Here is a 17,996-nt window from a genome sequence, read left to right on the forward strand (position 1 = left end):
TCACTCGCCCTGCCGGCGCAGGACGAGCTTGTTCAGCCCCCACAGGGCGATGCCGACGGCGAGCAGGACGGCCGCCCGTACGTACACCTCGGCCGCCCGGTCGGCGAGCGGGCCGGCCAGGACCAGGGCACCGGCGGCGCCGAGGACCGGCAGGGCGGTGGGCGTACGGAAGTGGCGGTGCGGCACCCGGTCGCGGCGCAGCACCAGCACCGCGACGTTGACGACCGCGAAGACGCACAGCAGCAGGAAGGCCGTGGTGTCCCCGAGGCCCTCGATCTCGCCGGTGAGAACCAGGCCCAGGGCCAGCGCCGTGGTCAGGGCGATGCCGACGACGGGGGTGCGCCGGACCGGCAGGACGCGGGCCACGGCGCGCGGCAGGATGCGTTCGTTGGCCATGCCGTAGCACAGCCGGGAGGCCATCATCAGGTTGATCAGCGCCGAGTTGGTGACCGCGAACAGCGCCATCAGCGCGAACAGCTGCGGCGGGAAGGACACCCCGCCGGCCCGCACCACCTCCAGCAGCGGCGCCGAGGACCCGGCCAGCTTCCGGTGGTCCACGAGCAGCGACGAGACCAGGGCCACCAGGACGTAGACGGTGCCCGTGACGCCGACCCCGATGAAGATCGCGCGCGGGAAGTCGCGGCCGGGGTGCCGGGTCTCCTCCGCCATGTTCACCGAGTCCTCGAAGCCGAGGAAGGCGAAGAAGGCCAGCGCGGTGGCGCCCAGCACGCCCGTCAGCGCCGCGAACCCCGTACCGCCGGTGTCCAGCCGCACCAGCCGCGCCGGTTCCCCGTCGCCCGTCAGGACCGCGTACACCCCGATCCCGATGACGATCAGCAGCCCGGACACCTCGACCACCGTCAGCACCACGTTCGCCTTCACCGACTCCGCCACGCCCCGCAGGTTGAGCGCGGCCAGCGCGAGCACGAAGACCACGGCCACCAGGGTCGGCGGCAGGTCGGCGAAGGTGCGCAGGTAGTCGCCGCCGAAGGCGCGGGCGGCGGCGCTCGCCGAGGCCAGGCCCGAGCACATCACCATGAAGGCGACGAGGAAGGTGACGAAGGGGATCCGGAACGCCTTCTGCGTGTAGAGCGCGGCGCCCGCCGCCTTCGGGTACTTGCCGACGAGTTCGACGTACGAGGCCGCGGTCAGCACGGCGATGACGAAGCCGATCGCGAAGGGCAGCCACAGGGCGCCGCCGACCTTGCCCGCGACCTTGCCGCTGACGGCGTAGACACCGGTGCCAAGGATGTCGCCGACGACCAGCAGGACCAGCAGTTTCGGGCCGATGGCCCGGCGCAGCGGGGTGGGGCCGGCGCCGGGGTCCGTGGTGGTGGCATGGGGAGTCCGCATGGGGCCGGGATGCCCGCCGCGGGTGATCGTTAGAGCTGGGTGAGCGCGTCCCTGTGGGCGCCGCCGCTCTCGGCGACCAACTCGTCCATGCGCTGCGGGGCGCGTACGGTCGCCCAGCGCGGGACGCCGTCCGGCCCCGCCGCGTAGCCGTGCACACCGGGCCGGAGCAGCGAGTTGTACGCGAAGTGGGTCGAGAAGTAGTAGGCGCCGGTGTCCAGGAGGGCGACGTGGTCGCCCGGCTCCAGGGGCGGCAGCGGCCGGTCCACCGCCACCAGGTCGCCCGCGAAGCAGCAGGGCCCGGCGACGTCCTGCGCGACCGGCGCGCCGGTCTTGGGGCGCCCTTGCGCGTCGTAGGCGGCGACCCGCAGCGGCCAGGAGTCCGGTGCGAAGACGGTACGGGTGGCGACCTGCGCGCCCGCGTGGGTGACCGCGATCCGCCGGCCGCCGGCGGACTTGGCGTACTCGACGCGGGCCAGGACCGTGCCGTGCTTGGCCAGCAGCGAGCGGCCGAACTCGGTGACCAGGCCGTAGCGCCCGCCGAACAGCCCCGGCACGGCGGCGTGCAGCAGCCGGGCGTACGCGCGGTACGTCGGCGCCGTCTCGTCGGAGGCGAAGTTCACCGGCAGGCCGCCGCCGATGTCGAGGGTGGTGACCTGGGTGCGGCCGGCCTTCTCGTTGATCTCCTCGGCCAGCTCGTACAGGATGCGCACGCCGTCGGCCATCAGGTCCAGCGGCATGCCCTGCGAGCCGACGTGGGCGTGCAGCCGGGTCAGCCACGGGCGGTCCAGAAAGGCCCGGACGACCCAGTCGCGGGCGCCCTCGTCGCGCAGCGCCACCCCGAACTTCGAGGTGTCGGTGGCGGTGCTCATCGCGCCGATGCTGCCGCCGCCGAGCTGCGGGTTGACCCGCAGGCCGAGGGGGGACGCGGTCGGCGCCGAGGCGGCCAGGCCGTCCAGGCGGGCCAGTTCCCCGGGGTTGTCGGCGTTGACGGCGATGCCGAGGGCGAGGGCCTCGCGCAGCTCGGCGGGGGTCTTGGCGGGCGAGTCCAGCACGGTGCGGGCCGTCGGCACCCCGGCCGCGCGGGCGAGGGCCAGCTCGCCGGGGCTGGCGACCTCGCACCCCAGCCCTTCGGCGGCGAGCAGGCGCAGGACGGGGACGAGCGAGGCGGCCTTGACGGCGAAGGCGTGCAGGACCGGGGTGCCGGGGGCGGTGAATTCCGCGAATGCGGCGCGCAGTTCGGCGGCGGAACGGCGGATTCCGGTGATGTCGAGCAGGCCCGCGACGGGGGCGTCGGCGCCGACCAGGCCGTCGGCGACGGCGGCCGCGACGGCGCGGTCCCGCAGGGCGGGCCCGCCTCCGGGGGAGGGGGCGGCGGAGGAGGACGGGGGCGGGGGCGTCGCGGGGCTCATGCCACCACTCCACCACCTGCCCGCCGTGGCCGCCATCGACCGGCCTTCCCGCAGGCGGTGTTGACCTCGTCGGCACGCGGCAATAGCGTCACGGCGCTCTCACGGGGCCCTTCCATGGAACGGTGGTGCGTTGCATGCGATTCCGGCGCGTCCAGGCAAGTCCTACGGTGCGGCGGGAACGCCCGGGGCCGCCCCGGCCCCCGTACCCCGACGTGGCCGTCGTCGGCAGCGGCATCGTCGGCGCGGCCTGCGCGGAAGCCCTCACCCGGCGCGGCGTACGGGTCGCCGTCCTGGACGGCGCGCCGCTCGCGTCCGGCACGACGGCCCGCGGCGAGGGCAACCTCCTGGTCTCCGACAAGCCGCCGGGACCCGAACTGGCGCTGGCCCTCGCCTCGTCGGCGCGCTGGCCGCGGCTGCTCGCCGAGCTGGCCGACGAAGGGGGCGAGGGGCCCGGGGAGCGGTGCGAGTACGAGGCGAAGGGCGGCCTCGTCGTCGCCCTGGGGGAGCAGGGCGCGCGGGCGCTGGCCGCGTTCGCCGCCACCCAGCGGACCGCCGGGGTCACGGCGCACGGGCTCGGCCCTGACGACGTACGCGCATACGAACCGCACCTCGCGCCCGGCGTCAGCGCCGCCGTCCACTACCCGCAGGACGCCCAGATCCAGCCGGTCGCGGCGGCCGCCGCGCTGCTCGCCGCCGTACGAAGACGCGGCGGCACGCTGCGCTCCGGTGTGCGCGCCCTCGGCGTGGAGCGCGGCGCGGACGGGCGGGTGACGGCGCTGCGCACCTCGGCGGGGCCGCTGCCGTGCGGTGCGGTCGTCAACGCCTGCGGCCCGTGGGCGGGCCGGTTCGCGCGGTCGGCGGGCGCGCCGCTGCCCGTCCAGCCCCGCCGGGGCCTGGTGCTGGTCACCGCGCCGCTGCCGCCGGGCACCGTCCGGCACAAGGTGTACGACGCGGACTACGTGGGCGCCGTCGGCAGCGGCGAGGCGGCTCTGCGGACCTCGGCGGTCGTCGAGGCCACCAGGGGCGGGACGGTGCTCATCGGGTCGAGCAGGGAACGGGCCGGCTTCGAGGAGCGCGTCCGGGTCGCCGTCCTGCGCGAACTCGCCCGCAAGGCCGTGGCGTTGTTCCCGGTGCTGGGCCGGACCCCGGTCATCAGGGCGTACGGCGGCTTCCGCCCGTACACCCCCGACCACCTGCCGGTGATCGGCCCCGACCCGCGGGTGCCCGGCCTGTGGCACGCGACCGGGCACGAGGGCGCGGGCATCGGCCTGGCACCGGCGACCGGCGAACTCCTCGCCGGCCTGTACGCGGGCGAGCGCCCGCAACCCGACCCGCGGCCGTACCGGGTGGACCGGCCGGGGCTGGGGCTCGCGGAGGAGGCGGAGCCGTGTTCCGCGTGACGGTGGACGGCGCCGAACGGTGGGCCGGTCCGGGCCAGACGGCCGCCTCGCTCCTGCTGGCCCAGGGGTGCGCTTCCTGGCGGACCACGCGCGGCGGCCGCCCGCGCGGGGTCTTCTGCGGGATCGGCGTCTGCCACGACTGCCTGGTGGCGGTCAACGGCGTACCGGACGTACGGGCCTGCCGGCGCGTGCTGGCGGCGGGGGACCGCGTCGAGACGCAGGCGGGGGCCCGGCTGCCGGACGGCCCGTGCGGGCCGTCCACGGGCGCCCGCCGCGACATGGCGGCGCCGGTGGCCGTGATCGGGGCCGGGCCCGCCGGGATGGCGGCCGCGCTGGCGGCGGCCGGGGCCGGGGCGCGGGTGGTGCTGGTGGACGACGGGGAGCGGCCGGGCGGCCAGTTCCACCGGCGGGCCGCGGACGGCCCGGACCGGGTCGCGGCGGTCCGCGCCGTACAGGACCATCCGCGGATCGAGTGGCTGCCGGAATGCGCGGTGTGGGCGCTGGAGCGGGCGGACGCGGGGGACACGGCGGACAACGGCGCGGCGCCGGACGGCGGCTGGACCGTGCACGCCCTGCAAGGCCCCGCCGACGCCGCCGACCGCACCGCGTACACGCTGCGCGCCGCCGCGCTCGTCCTGTGCACCGGCGCGTACGACCGGGCGCTGCCGTTCCCCGGCTGGGAGCTGCCGGGCGTCGTGACGGCGGGCGCGGCGCAGGCACTCGCCAAGGGGCAGCGGACGGCGGTCGGCCACCGCGTGGTGGTCTCCGGCACCGGCCCGTTCCTGCTGCCGGTCACGGCGTCGCTGCTCACCGTGGGCGCGGACGTCCTCGGCGTGTACGAGGCGGGCTCGCCCGCCGGCTGGTTGCGCGCGCCCGTGACCGCGCTCCGGGACGGGCGCGGCAAACTCCCCGAACTCCTCGCGTACGGCGCCGGGCTGGCCCGCCACCGCGTCCCCTACCGGACCCGCAGCGCGGTCGTGGCCGCGCACGGGAACGACCGGGTCGAGGCGGTGACGGTGGCCCGCCTCGCCGCCGACTGGCGCGTCCTGCCCGGCACCGAACGCCGCATCGAAGGCGTGGACGCGCTCTGCGTCGGCTACGGCTTCCTCCCGCAGCTCGAACTCGCCCTCGCCGCCGGCTGCGCGCTGCGCGACCGCACCTGGGTCGCGGTCGGCGCCTGGCAGCAGACCTCCGTGCCCGGCGTGTACGCGGCGGGCGAGCCCACCGGCGTCGGCGGCGCGGCCCTCGCCGCGGCGGAAGGCGGGCTGGCGGGGCTGGCGGCGGCCCGCTGGACCGGCGCGGGAGGCGTCGCGGACCCCGCGCCGGCCATCCGGCGGGTGCGCGCGGGACGCCGCTTCGCCCGGCTCCTCGCCACCGCCCACCCCGTACGGCCCGGCTGGCGCACCTGGCCCGACGAGGACACGCTCGTCTGCCGCTGCGAGGAGGTCCCGTACCGCGCGCTGTGTGCGGACGCGGGACCGGAGGCGGACGGCATGCGCGCGTTCAAACTCGCCACCCGCGTCGGCCTGGGGCCGTGCCAGGGCCGCGTCTGCGCACGCAACGCAGCCGAACTGCGCGGCGCGGGCCCGCTGCCCGACCCGCAGACGGCCGACCGCCGCCCGATCGCCCAGCCGGTACGGCTCGCCGACCTGGCCGCCGGAGCCGCACCGGGACCGGACACCGAGCCGCACGCGGAACCACCCGTTCCGCCGCCCGCCACCCCGCCGTACCGAGAGGAACCGACATGACGGACCCCGCGACCCCGCAGTCCCGCCCCGCCGCCTCCCGTACGTCCCTGACCGGCGTTATCGTCGCCACCACCCTCCCGTACGCCGAGGACCCGGCCGCCCCCGCCGGGCTGCGCCCCGACCTCGACCGCTACGCCGACCACTGCCGCTGGCTCGTCGCCAACGGCTGCCACGGTGTCGGGCCGAACGGTTCGCTCGGCGAGTACTCCTCCCTCACCGACGACGAACGGCGCGCGGTGGCCCGTACCGCCGTCGCGGCCGTGGGGCAGGACGCGCTGGTCGTCGTGGGCGTGCACGGCGTCGGCTCGCACCAGGCGCGGCACTGGGCGGAGCTGGCGGCCGAGGACGGCGCCGACGGGGTGCTGTGCCTGCCGCCCACCCTCTACCGGGCCAACACCGCGGAGGTCGTGCGCCACTTCGAAGAGGTCGCGGCCGTCGGCCTGCCGGTGATGGTCTACAACAACCCGCTCGACACGAAGATCGACCTCACCCCCGAGGTGCTGCGGGAGGTCGCCGCGATCGACGGCGTCGTGGCCGTCAAGGAGTTCTCCGGCGACATCCGCAGGGTGCTGCACATCAAGGAGCAGGCCCCCGCGCTGGACGTGGTCGCGGGCGCCGACGACCTCGTGCTGGAAGCGCTGCTGATGGGCGCCACCGGCTGGTTCGCCGGCTTCCCCAACGTCTTCCCCGCCGAGTCCGTACGCCTCTACGAGCTGGCGCTGGACGGGCGCGTGGCCGAGGCGCGCGAGCTGTACGAGCCGCTGGTCGCCGCGTTCCGCTGGGACTCGCGCACCGAATTCGTGCAGGCGATCAAGCGCGGGATGGACCTCGTCGGACGGTACGGCGGGCCGTGCCGGCCGCCGCGCGGCCCGCTCCTGCCCGAGCACCGCCGGCAACTGGACGCCGACATGCGCGGCGCCGTCCAGGCGCTGGAGGCGTGGGTGAAGGCGGCCGGGTGATGGCGTACGACGGCACCCCGGCGGCGGACGGCCCCGGCGGCTCCCGTGCCTCCTTCGCCGCCCGCAGCGTACGGAGCTTCACCGCCGTCGACTCGCACACCGAGGGCATGCCGACGCGCGTCGTCATCGACGGCGTCGGCACGATCCCCGGCGCGACCATGGCCGACCGCCGCCGCTACTTCATGGAACACCTCGACCACATCCGCCAGCTGCTGGTCAACGAGCCCCGCGGGCACGCCGCGATGAGCGGGGCGGTCCTCCAGCCGCCGGCCCGCGCCGACGCCGACTGGGGCGTCGTCTACATCGAGGTCTCCGGATGCCTGCCGATGTGCGGGCACGGCACGATCGGCGTGGCGACGGTGCTGGTGGAGACGGGGATGGTCGCGGTCACCGAGCCCGTCACCACCGTGCGGCTGGACACCCCGGCCGGGCTGGTGGCGGCCCGGGTCGCGGTGCGCGAGGGGCGCGCCGAACACGTCACCCTGCACAACGTCCCCTCCTACGCCCACGAACTGGACGCCTCGGTCAAGGTGCCGGGACTCGGCGAGGTCCGCTACGACCTGGCCTACGGCGGCAACTTCTACGCCATCACCCCGCTCGCCGCGCTGGGCATCCCGTTCGCCGGCTCCCACCAGGCCGACATCCTCGCCGCCGGACTGGCCGTCATGGACGCCGTCAACGAACGGAACCTTCCCGTCCACCCCACCGACCCGGCCATCTCCGGCTGCCACCACGTGCAGTTCACGGCCCCCGGCACCCCGGGCCCCGGCGGCTCGGACTCCCGTAACGCCATGGCCATCCACCCCGGATGGCTCGACCGCTCGCCCTGCGGCACCGGCACCAGCGCCCGCATGGCCCAGCTGCACGCGCGCGGGGTACTCCCGCTGCACCGGCCCTTCGTCAACGAGTCCCTGATCGGCACCCGCTTCACGGGCCGGCTGGTGGACACCTGCCTGGTCGGCGGGCGGCCGGCCGTCGTGCCGACAGTGACCGGCCGGGCCTGGATCACCGGCACCGCCCGCTACGTCCTCGACCCGTCGGACCCGTTCCCCCGCGGCTTCGTGCTGTAGCCGGGCGGCTGCGAGGGTGGGCTGTCGTACGCGGCCGTCGCGTACGGGCCGAGAGAGCGGAGCGCAGTTGTACACCAAGGGAATACCGGGCGGCGGGAGCGGGCGGCACGGGTGGCGGGGGACGGCGGCGCGGCTGCTGGCCGTGCCGGTCGCGGTGCTGGCGTTGCAGGCCGGAACGGGGGCGGGCGCGGGCACGGCCGTGGCGGCGGGCGCCCCCGCGTCCGGCCGGGCGGCCTCGGCCGTCCGGATCACCGAGGGGCAGGTCGGCGAGACCGGCCCCGGCGGCACGCTGTTCTACCCGAGCGTGACCAGCTGCCTGACCGTGACGGTCCGCCTCGCGGGCGGCGGCCTGGCGGGCGCGCACGCCAGCCTGTTCCAGGTGCCGGGGGAGTACCGCTCCGACCGCATCCTCGCCGCCCTGCGGGACCGGGTGGGCGGCCGGGACGTGACCGCGGTGGAGGTCAGGGGCGCGGTCGGCGCCTGGCTGCCCGGCTACTTCACCAAGGCGATCGAGAGCTACGGGGACGGGGAGAGCGTGCCGTTCCCGGCGGAGCCCGACCCCGAGGGCCTGGCGGCGGCGGTGGCGGACGGCCTGGGACAGCCGCGCGCGAAGGTCACGGTGGCGGACGTGCCGGACGGGGACCAGACGGTGGGCTGAGCGGGGGCCGGTAGGCGTAGTCGGCGGGTCGGGGCGGGTCGGTAGGCCGTTCGGCGGGTCGGGCCGGTAGGCCGGTTCGGCGGGTCGGGGCGGCGGGCGATACGCGCCGACCTGTTGACTAGCCCTATTCAACGCCCCAAGATGTGAATAGCTCGATCCAGATGCCGTGCGTCTCCTTCGCGCGCATCGCCCGATCCACTCGCATCGACGTCAGGGAGGCACGGCCCATGTCGGGACCGCGACCCGTGCGGGCACCGCGCGGTACGGAACTGAGCGCCCGGGGATGGCAGCAGGAAGCCGCGCTGCGCATGCTGCAGAACAATCTCGACCCGGAGGTCGCCGAGCACCCGGACCAGCTCGTCGTCTACGGCGGCACCGGCAAGGCCGCCCGCGACTGGCGCTCCTTCGACGCGATGGTGCGCACCCTGACCACGCTCAAGCAGGACGAGACGATGCTCGTCCAGTCCGGCCGGCCGGTCGGCGTCATGCAGACGCACGAGTGGGCGCCGCGGGTGCTGATCGCCAACTCCAACCTGGTGGGCGACTGGGCCAACTGGGAGGAGTTCCGGCGCCTGGAGGCCCTCGGCCTGACCATGTACGGGCAGATGACCGCCGGCTCGTGGATCTACATCGGCACGCAGGGCATCCTCCAGGGCACGTACGAGACGTTCGCCGCCGTCGCCGCGAAGAAGTTCAACGGCTCGCTCGCCGGGACGATCACGCTCACCGCCGGGCTCGGCGGCATGGGCGGCGCCCAGCCGCTCGCCGTCACGATGAACGACGGCGTCGCCATCTGTATCGACTGCGACCCGCGCGCCATCGAGCGGCGCATCGAACACCGCTACCTGGACGTCAAGGCGGACAGCCTCCAGCACGCGCTGCAGCTCGCCGTAGAAGCCCGTGACCAGCGCAAACCGCTGTCCATCGGCCTGCTGGGCAATGCCGCGGACCTGCTGCCGCGGATGCTCGCCGACGGCGCGCCGATCGACATCGTCACCGACCAGACCTCCGCCCACGACCCCCTCGCCTACCTCCCCACCGGCGTGGACTTCGCGGACATGGCCGCCTACGCGGCCGAGCAGCCCGCCGACTTCACCCGCCGGGCCCGCGAGTCGATGGCCCGGCACGTGGAGGCCATGGTCGGCTTCATGGACGCCGGCGCCGAGGTCTTCGACTACGGCAACTCCATCCGCGGCGAGGCCGAACTCGCCGGGTACAAGCGCGCCTTCGCCTTCCCCGGCTTCGTGCCCGCCTACATCCGCCCGCTGTTCGCCGAGGGCAAGGGGCCGTTCCGCTGGGCGGCGCTGTCCGGCGACCCCAAGGACATCGCGGCCACCGACCGGGCGATCCTGGACCTCTTCCCCGAGAACGAGTCCCTCGCCCGCTGGATCAAGCTGGCCGGCGAGCGGGTGCACTTCCAGGGCCTGCCGGCCCGGATCTGCTGGCTCGGCTACGGCGAGCGCGACAAGGCCGGCGAGCGCTTCAACGACATGGTCGCCGACGGCACCCTCCAGGCGCCGCTGGCCATCGGGCGCGACCACCTGGACTGCGGCTCGGTGGCCTCCCCGTACCGCGAGACCGAGGCGATGCTCGACGGCTCCGACGCCATCGCCGACTGGCCGCTGCTCAACGCCATGGTCAACGTCGCCTCCGGCGCCTCGTGGGTGTCGCTGCACCACGGCGGCGGCGTCGGCATGGGCCGCTCGATCCACGCCGGGCAGGTCACGGTCGCCGACGGCACGCCGCTGGCGGGCGAGAAGATCCGCCGGGTGCTGACCAACGACCCTGGCATGGGCGTCATCCGCCACGTCGACGCCGGGTACGAGCGCGCCGACGAGGTCGCGGCCGAGCGCGGCGTGCGCATCCCGATGCGGGAGGGCGAGTGACCTCGCCGAAACCGAACGCCGGACCGGCGGGCGCTTCCGGGCCCGCCGGGGCCCCGGCGGGCACGCCGGGGACGGGCGCCTCCGGTGCACGCGCTTCCGGGGCTTCCGGGGCACGCGCTTCCGGGGCAGGCGGGGCGTCCTTCCACGAGATGTGGCGGGACCTCGCCGCCATCGGCCGGGACGCCGGCAGCGGCGGCTACCGCCGCTACGCCTGGACCGGCGCCGATGCCGACTGCCGGGCCTGGTTCGAGGCCCAGGCCCGCGCCCGCGGCCTCTCCTACGAGCAGGACCGCAACGGCAACCAGTGGGCCTGGCTCGGCGCCGCGTCCGCCGCCGACGTGGCCCCGGGCGAGGCCGTCGTCACCGGCTCCCACCTGGACTCCGTCCCGGACGGCGGCGCCTTCGACGGCCCGCTCGGCGTGGTGTCCTCCTTCGCCGCGCTCGACGAGCTCCGCCGCAGGGGGGCGGAGCCCGTCAAGCCGCTGGCCGTCGTCAACTTCGGCGACGAGGAAGGCGCCCGCTTCGGCCTGGCCTGCGTCGGCTCCCGGCTCAGCGCCGGGCAGCTCACCACCGAGGCCGCCCACGCGCTGCGGGACGCCGACGGCACCTCGCTGCCGCAGGCCATGGAACGGGCCGGCCACGACCCGGACGCCATCGGCCCCGACGCCGACCGGCTCGCCCGCATCGGCGCGTTCGTCGAACTGCACGTCGAACAGGGCCGCGCGCTCGACCTGACCGGCGACCCCGTGGGCATCGCCTCCGCCATCTGGCCGCACGGCCGCTGGCGGTTCGACTTCCACGGCGAGGCCAACCACGCCGGCACCACCCGCCTGGCGGACCGGCGCGACCCGATGCTCACCTACGCCGCGACCGTGCTCGCCGCCCGCAAGAGCGCCGAGCTGGCCGGGGCACTGGCCACCTTCGGCAAGATCAACGTCGAGCCGAACGGCGTCAACGCCATCCCGTCGCTGGTCCGCGGCTGGCTGGACTCCCGCGCCGCCGACCAGGAGACGCTGGACACCGTCGTCGCCGCCATCGAGCGCGAGGCCGCCGAGCGCGGCGAGCGCGACGGTATCGACGTCCGCGTCACCCGTGAATCGTTCACCCCCGTGGTCGAGTTCGGGCACGCGCTGCGGGACGAGCTGGCCGCGATCCTCACCCGGGCGGCGGACGGCCGCCCCGGCGGCGGCCGGGCCGGTGGCCGCGCGGTCCCCGTGCTCGGCACCGGCGCCGGACACGACGCGGGTATTTTGTCCGCCACCGTCCCCACCGCCATGCTGTTCGTACGCAACCCCACCGGCGTCTCGCACTCGCCCGCCGAACAGGCGGCCGAGGACGACTGCCTCGCCGGGGTGACCGCACTCGCCGACGTACTGGAGGGCCTGGCGTGCAGGTGACGCCGCAGGAACCCGAGCCGACCCCGCGTCCCGGCGGCGGGCCGGGGCCGGCCGCCCCGAAGACGTACTGGCTGGAGCACGCCTGGCTGGGCACGCACGTCGAACCGGACGTGGCCGTGGACGTCGACCTGGCCGACGGCCGCATCACCGCCGTACGGACCGAGGTCCCGGCCCCGCCGCCCGGCGCCGTCGCCCTGCGCGGCCTGACCCTGCCCGGCCTCGCCAACGCCCACTCGCACGCCTTCCACCGGGCCCTGCGCGGCACCGTCCAGGTCGGCTCCGGCACCTTCTGGACCTGGCGCGAAGTCATGTACCAGGTCGCCTCCCAGCTCACCCCCGACAGCTACTTCGCGCTCGCGCGGGCCGTCTACGCGGAGATGGCGCTCACCGGCATCACCTGCGTCGGCGAATTCCACTACCTCCACCACGGGCCCGGTGGCACCCGCTACGACGACCCCAACGCGATGGGCGAGGCCCTGATCGCCGCCGCCGACGAAGCGGGCATCCGCATCACCCTGCTGGACACCGCCTATCTCTCCTCCGGCTTCGGCGCCGCGCCCAACCACCACCAGCTCCGCTTCTCCGACGGCACGGCGGACGCCTGGGCCCAGCGCGCGTCCGCCCTCAAGGAAGGCCGCCCGCACGCCCGCGTCGGGGCGGCCGTGCACTCCGTACGCGCCGTACCCGCCGACCAGCTGAGCACCGTCGCCCAATGGGCCGGACAGCGGCAGGCACCACTGCACGTCCACCTCTCCGAACAGACCGCCGAGAACGACGCCTGCCGCGAGGCGCACGGCCGCACGCCCACCGAGCTGCTCGCCGAGCACGGCGTCCTGGGCCGCCGCACCACCGCCGTGCACGCCACCCACCTCACCGACGAGGACATCCGGCTGCTGGGCACCGCCACCACCGGCGTGTGCATGTGCCCCACCACCGAACGCGACCTCGCCGACGGCATCGGCCCTGCCGCCCGCCTCCAGGCCGAAGGCAGCCCCCTGTCGCTCGGCAGCGACAGCCACGCCGTCATCGACCTCTTCGAAGAGGCCCGCGCGATGGAACTGGACGAACGGCTGCGCACCCGCACCCGCGGCCACTGGACCGCCGCCGCCCTGCTGCGCGCCGCCACCGCCGACGGACACGCCGCACTGGGCTGGGACGAGGCGGGCGCCATAGAACGCGGCGCGCTCGCCGACCTCACCACGATCGCGCTGGACTCCGTACGCACCGCGGGACCGCTGCCCCGGCTGGGCGCCGAGACGGCGGTATTCGCCGCCTCCGGCGCTGACGTGCGCCATACGGTCGTCGGAGGCCGCCAGGTCGTACGCGACGGAGTCCACACGCTCGTGCCCGACGTCCCCACCGCACTGGCCGAGGCCATCGCGGCCGTACGCGGCTGACACCGCGGCCGAAGGAGAGCACCCCCACGATGAACCCCAGCACCACGGCCGCGGAGCGCGCCGCCAACGGCCGCACCACCGCCATCACCAACATCGCCAGTCTCGTCACCAACGACCCCTCCCTCGGCGAAGGCCCCCTCGGTCTGATCCAGGACGCGGCCGTCGTCCTCGACGGCGACCGCGTTGCCTGGGTCGGTACGACAAGCAAAGCACCCGCCACTGACAGTCACGTCGACGCCGGCGGCCGCGCCGCCCTCCCCGGCTTCGTGGACTCCCACTCCCACCTGGTCTTCGGCGGCGACCGCACCGCCGAGTTCAACGCACGCATGTCCGGCCGCGCCTACTCCGCCGGCGGCATCCGCACCACCGTCGCCGCCACCCGCGCCGCCACCGACGAGCAGCTGCACGCCAACGTCGCCACATACCTCGCCGAAGCGCTCCGCCAGGGCACCACGACCCTGGAGACCAAGTCCGGCTACGGCCTGAACGTCGAGGACGAGGCCCGCGCCCTGCGCATCGCCGCCGCCCACACCGACGAAGTCACCTTCCTCGGCGCGCACATCGTCTCCCCCGAGTACGCCGACGACCCGGCCGGCTACGTCGACCTCGTCACCGGCCCGATGCTGGACGCCTGCGCCCCGCACGCCCGCTGGATCGACGTCTTCTGCGAACAGGGCGCCTTCGACGGCGACCAGGCCCGCGCGATCCTCACCGCGGGCAAGGCCAAGGGCCTGTCGCCCCGCGTGCACGCCAACCAGCTCCACCACGGCCCCGGCGTCCAGATCGCCGTCGAACTCGACGCCGCCTCCGCCGACCACTGCACCCACCTGGACGCCGCCGACATCGACGCCCTCGCCAACAGCGCGACCGTCGCCACGCTGCTGCCCGGCGCCGAGTTCTCCACCCGCGCGCAATGGCCCGACGCGCGCCCCCTCCTGGACGCGGGCGCCACCGTCGCCCTGTCCACGGACTGCAACCCCGGCTCGTCCTTCACCAGCTCGATGCCGTTCTGCATCGCGCTCGCCGTACGGGACATGAAAATGACCCCCGACGAGGCCGTCTGGTCCGCCACGGCCGGCGGCGCCGCCGCCCTGCGCCGCACCGACATCGGCCGCCTCACCCCCGGCGCCCGCGCCGACCTCGCCCTCCTCGACGCGCCCTCCCACGTCCACCTCGCCTACCGCCCGGGCGTCCCCCTCGTCTCCCAGGTCTGGCACCGCGGCGTACGCGTCTGACCCGGCAGCAACTTCGGCAACTCCGGCAACTTCGGCAGGTTCCCGTACCGGACATTACGCAGGACACGTAATGTCCGGTCCTCAACACGAACAACTGCCGCAGTCACCCGCACACTCGGAGAAACCTCGGGTTTCTCCCGTGCACGACCAAGGTGACCGCGCAGGGGGAAGGAATCCGCATGAAGTCGACCCGTCTCAAGGCCCGTATCGCCGGCACCGCCGCCGCCGTCGCCGTCCTCGGCGGCGCCGCGCTGGCCACGGCGCCGACCGCCGCGGCCAAGGCCAACGTGATCTCGATCGAGCGGGCGCAGCTGCGCGGCGGCGCGCTGTCCGTGACCGTCAAGTACTCCTGCGACACCGGCCTCTCGTGGCGGCTGGTCACCAAGATGACCAAGGTGGACCAGAAGGCGGACCCCACGTCGGTGGCGAAGGCCACCGTCCCGGCCAACAAGATCATCTGTGACTACCAGGACCGCGTCCTCAACGTGAAGCTCCAGCCGGCCAAGGGCTCTCACTTCGTGAAGGGCGACGAGGTGAAGGTCGCCGCCACCTACTTCGCGGCGGACGAGCCGGAGACCGAGAACTGGAACCCGCTCTCGCTGATCACCACGGTGCTGTAAGCACGCGCTGAGCGAGCGGCCGTGCCCCGGAACCTCACCGGTCCCGGGGCGCGGCCCTTTCACGTTCCCGGCACCCCCGCGTCTCGCGCGCACAGCGCCGCCTGTACCCGGTTGGTGACTTCCAGTGTGGCCAGGATGCGGCTTACGTGGGCTTTGACCGTGCTTTCGCGCATGGACAGGGTGTTCGCGATTTCCGCGTTCGACGCGCCGTCGGCCAGGAGGGTCAGTACCTCGGTTTCGCGGGGCGTGAGGCGTGCGATGCGGGAGCGGGCGTCCGGGGTGTTGCGGGTGGTCGTGCGGTGGTAGCGGTCGATCAGGCGGCGGGCGGCCGTGGGGTGCAGCATCGCCTGGCCCTCGGCCACCACCCGCACCGCGCGGATGATCTCCGCCGGTTCGCTGTCCTTGAGCAGGAATCCCGAGGCGCCGGCGGCGAGCGCGTCGTACACGTACTGGTCCAGGTCGAAGGTGGTCAGTACGACGACGTCCGGGGGCTGCGGGAGCCTGCGGAGCTGGGCGGTGGCGGCGATGCCGTCCATGCGCGGCATGCGGATGTCCATCAGCGCGACGTCGATCCGGTGGGCGCGGGCCAGTTCGACGGCTTCGGCGCCGTCCGACGCCTCGGCCGCGACGGTGATGCCGGGGGCGTCGCCGAGGATGTCGGTCAGCGCGAGCCGGACCAGGTGGTCGTCGTCGGCGACCAGCATGCGGATCATGTCGCTCCAGTTGTCGGTGGGTCCGGTTCGGGGACCGTCGGTACGGTCGCGGCGAGCCGCCACCCGCCGCCTGCCACCGGGCCGTACTCCAGGGTGCCGCCCAGCGCGGACATCCGCTCGGCCAGCCCGATCAGGCCGTAGCCGCTCGGTACGCCGGTCACCGGAGGCTCGGCTTCCGGGCTGCCGGCCGCGTTGACGACCTCTACGGCGGACTCGTGCGACCCGTAGCGCACCGAGACCCGTACGAGCGCGCCCGGCGCGTGTTTGCGGGCGTTGGTCAGGGCCTCCTGGACGAGCCGGTGTACGGCGAGGCGCTGGCTGGCGGGCAACTGCCGGCCGTCGCCCTCGATACGGGCCTCGACGGCCTGCCCGGCCGCGCGCGCCTCGTCCAGCAGCGCGGGCAACTCCCGCAGCCCCGGCACCCGGGAGGCGTCCGGTGCCGCCTGCCCCGGCTGTCCGCCGGTGTCGCGCAGGGCGCCCAGTACGTCCCGCAGGTCGCCCAGCGCCTCCGTGGAGGTGGTCCGCAGCAGTGCGAGGCGGTCCGCGACCGGTTCCGGCAGGGTGGCGGCGCGCCGTTGCAACGCGCCGGTGTGCAGGGCCAGGACGGTCAGCCGGTGGGCGAGGACATCGTGCATCTCGGCGGCGATACGGGCGCGTTCGGTGAGCCTGGCCTGTTCGGCGCGCAGCTCCCGCTCGACCCGCAGCTGTTCGACGCGCGCGGCGAGGGCGGCCTCCAGGCGCCGCCTGCTGCCCGCCCACAGGCCCAGCGCGAGCACGATGCCCAAGGGGAGCAGGGGGCCGTACGAACGGCTCGCCCACAGGCTTTGCGGCGGCTGCACGACCGCGTTGCCGGCCAGCGCCACGGCGGCGCCCAGGAACGGGACGACCAGCCGCCCGCCGGCGACCTGGTGGAAGAGCACGACCAGCAGCGGCAGCACCATCCCGAGGCCGGCGGCCAGCGCGACCGTGCAGATCAGGGCGACTGCCGGGTACCGGTAGCGCAGCGCCACCGTCAGCGACCCGGCGACGGCCGCGGCGACCTGCGGACTCAGCAGGGTCCCGCCCGCGCTGATGTACGCCTCCTGACCGGCCTCCTGCACGATGGCGGCCAGCAGCAGTACCTCGGCCCCCCAGGGCCAGGCCCGCTTCGTCCGCTCCAGGCCGAGCGTGCCCGGGTTTGTCACCCCGAGGTTCGCCATGACCCGTTTCGTCGCCCTCAGCACGCGACGAGCATAGGGCTCTGGGTGGGCACGGACATTCGACCCACGGCCGTCCCGGCCCCCTACTTTCGTACGGGGTGCCCCTCGCACAACGGCCGATCCGCCGCGTCCCGGCGCTTCCTAGCGTCACCCTCATGAACGCGACACCAGCCCCAGCGGCCTCTGCCGCCCCCGCCGCCACCGGCCCCTTCCGGTTCCTCCGGGAGGCGGTCCGCACGCCGCACACCACCGGTGCCGTGGCCGCCAGCGGCCAGCGGCTGGCGGCCCGCCTGGCCGCGCCGCTCGCCCGCGAGCTGCGGCAACTCGGCCGCCCCGCCGCCGTACTGGAGGCCGGGGCGGGTACCGGGCCGGTCACCAGGGCGCTGGCCGCGCTGCTGCGGCCCGCAGACCACCTGGACGTGGTGGAGATCAACCCCCGCTTCGTGGCGGTCCTCGGCGGCGCGCTGCGCACGGACCCCGCCCTGGCCGCGGCGGCCGGCCGCATACGGATCGTCCCCGGCTCGATCACCGACGTCCCGCTGGACCGCCGCTACGACGCGGTCGTCTCCTGCCTGCCGTTCACCAACTTCGACCCCGAAGAGGTCCGTACGATCCTGGAGCGCTACCTGTCCGCGCTCGTGCCCGGCGGGCATCTGACCTACTTCGGCTACCTGGGCACCGCCGCCGCCCGCTCGCTGGCCGCGAGCCGTTCCGAGGCCGCGCGCCACCGCGCGGTGGCGGGAGTCCTGGCCGAGTACGCGGAACGGTACGGGCGGGGCCGCAGCACGGTGTGGCGCAATCTGCCCCCGGCGCACGTCCACCACTTGCGCGCCCCCGAGGGCGCGAGGCCGGCCTAGAAGCCCGGAAAGCAGAGGAGGGCCCGTCCCGAACGATCGGGGCGGGCCCTCTTCCACGCGGGCGGTTGCCGGCGGTTCGGGCCGGCAGCGACCGC

General features: G+C 75.1%; 15 protein-coding genes. 11 read left to right on the forward strand and 4 right to left on the reverse strand.

The features are described 5' to 3' along the window. Together ACH4OW_RS30690 and ACH4OW_RS30695 are read right to left on the reverse strand one after the other, a co-directional pair. Complete coding sequence (locus tag ACH4OW_RS30690) at positions 1–1,353, reverse strand: APC family permease (RefSeq protein WP_398031047.1); 1,353 nt, start codon at positions 1,351–1,353, stop codon at positions 1–3. A 29-nt stretch (positions 1,354–1,382) separates the two neighbouring features. Continuing rightward, the gene (locus tag ACH4OW_RS30695) at positions 1,383–2,762 is read right to left on the reverse strand and encodes a diaminopimelate decarboxylase (RefSeq protein ID WP_398031049.1); all 1,380 of its coding nucleotides are present in this window, start codon (positions 2,760–2,762) and stop codon (positions 1,383–1,385) included. Positions 2,763–2,896: 134 nt separating this feature from the next. Between ACH4OW_RS30695 and ACH4OW_RS30700 the strand changes: the two genes are divergently transcribed. The 10 genes from ACH4OW_RS30700 to ACH4OW_RS30745 all read left to right on the forward strand — a co-directional run bounded on the left by ACH4OW_RS30700 (position 2,897) and on the right by ACH4OW_RS30745 (position 15,132). Next, positions 2,897–4,162: an NAD(P)/FAD-dependent oxidoreductase gene (locus tag ACH4OW_RS30700; protein WP_398031050.1), complete on the forward strand. Its 1,266-nt coding sequence runs from the start codon at positions 2,897–2,899 to the stop codon at positions 4,160–4,162. Next, positions 4,150–5,910: an FAD-dependent oxidoreductase gene (locus ACH4OW_RS30705; protein ID WP_398031052.1), complete on the forward strand. Its 1,761-nt coding sequence runs from the start codon at positions 4,150–4,152 to the stop codon at positions 5,908–5,910. The genes ACH4OW_RS30700 and ACH4OW_RS30705 overlap by 13 nt, the downstream gene beginning before the upstream one ends. Then, entirely contained in the window at positions 5,907–6,869 is a 963-nt protein-coding gene (locus tag ACH4OW_RS30710) for a dihydrodipicolinate synthase family protein (RefSeq protein WP_398031054.1), read from the forward strand. The genes ACH4OW_RS30705 and ACH4OW_RS30710 overlap by 4 nt, the downstream gene beginning before the upstream one ends. Continuing rightward, on the forward strand, positions 6,848–7,939 hold the full coding sequence (locus ACH4OW_RS30715) for a proline racemase family protein (protein ID WP_398031056.1): 1,092 nt from the start codon (positions 6,848–6,850) through the stop codon (positions 7,937–7,939). Before ACH4OW_RS30710 ends, ACH4OW_RS30715 begins: the two co-directional genes overlap by 22 nt. 67 nt (positions 7,940–8,006) lie before the next feature. Continuing rightward, the gene (locus tag ACH4OW_RS30720) at positions 8,007–8,597 is read left to right on the forward strand and encodes a hypothetical protein (protein WP_398031058.1); all 591 of its coding nucleotides are present in this window, start codon (positions 8,007–8,009) and stop codon (positions 8,595–8,597) included. Between the two features lie 227 nt (positions 8,598–8,824). Then, complete coding sequence (gene hutU, locus ACH4OW_RS30725) at positions 8,825–10,483, forward strand: urocanate hydratase (protein ID WP_360126973.1); 1,659 nt, start codon at positions 8,825–8,827, stop codon at positions 10,481–10,483. A 149-nt stretch (positions 10,484–10,632) separates the two neighbouring features. Further along, entirely contained in the window at positions 10,633–11,880 is a 1,248-nt protein-coding gene (locus ACH4OW_RS30730) for an allantoate amidohydrolase (RefSeq protein WP_398031059.1), read from the forward strand. A 71-nt stretch (positions 11,881–11,951) separates the two neighbouring features. Then, positions 11,952–13,277 carry a formimidoylglutamate deiminase gene (locus tag ACH4OW_RS30735; RefSeq protein ID WP_360127332.1) on the forward strand — a complete coding sequence of 442 codons (1,326 nt, stop codon included), beginning with the start codon at positions 11,952–11,954 and terminating at the stop codon, positions 13,275–13,277. Positions 13,278–13,306: 29 nt separating this feature from the next. After that, the gene (gene hutI / locus ACH4OW_RS30740; protein WP_398031060.1) at positions 13,307–14,512 is read left to right on the forward strand and encodes an imidazolonepropionase; all 1,206 of its coding nucleotides are present in this window, start codon (positions 13,307–13,309) and stop codon (positions 14,510–14,512) included. Positions 14,513–14,691: 179 nt separating this feature from the next. Further along, positions 14,692–15,132 (forward strand): hypothetical protein, encoded by a 441-nt coding sequence (locus tag ACH4OW_RS30745; protein ID WP_360126964.1) that lies wholly within the window; start codon positions 14,692–14,694, stop codon positions 15,130–15,132. 59 nt (positions 15,133–15,191) lie between these two features. On the opposite strand, the gene ACH4OW_RS30750 is transcribed toward ACH4OW_RS30745, so the two are convergent. Together ACH4OW_RS30750 and ACH4OW_RS30755 are read right to left on the reverse strand one after the other, a co-directional pair. Further along, a complete protein-coding gene (locus ACH4OW_RS30750) occupies positions 15,192–15,845 on the reverse strand; it encodes a response regulator (RefSeq protein WP_398031062.1) in 654 nt (217 codons plus the stop codon). Further along, on the reverse strand, positions 15,842–17,068 hold the full coding sequence (locus ACH4OW_RS30755; RefSeq protein ID WP_398031063.1) for a sensor histidine kinase: 1,227 nt from the start codon (positions 17,066–17,068) through the stop codon (positions 15,842–15,844). The genes ACH4OW_RS30750 and ACH4OW_RS30755 overlap by 4 nt, the downstream gene beginning before the upstream one ends. 131 nt (positions 17,069–17,199) lie before the next feature. Here ACH4OW_RS30755 and ACH4OW_RS30760 point away from each other — a divergent pair, with 131 nt between their 5' ends. After that, positions 17,200–17,901 carry a class I SAM-dependent methyltransferase gene (locus tag ACH4OW_RS30760; RefSeq protein WP_398031065.1) on the forward strand — a complete coding sequence of 234 codons (702 nt, stop codon included), beginning with the start codon at positions 17,200–17,202 and terminating at the stop codon, positions 17,899–17,901. Positions 17,902–17,996: the final 95 nt, after the last annotated feature.

This window comes from Streptomyces sp. NPDC017056 (assembly GCF_044332485.1).
Taxonomy (GTDB): Bacteria; Actinomycetota; Actinomycetes; order Streptomycetales; family Streptomycetaceae; genus Streptomyces.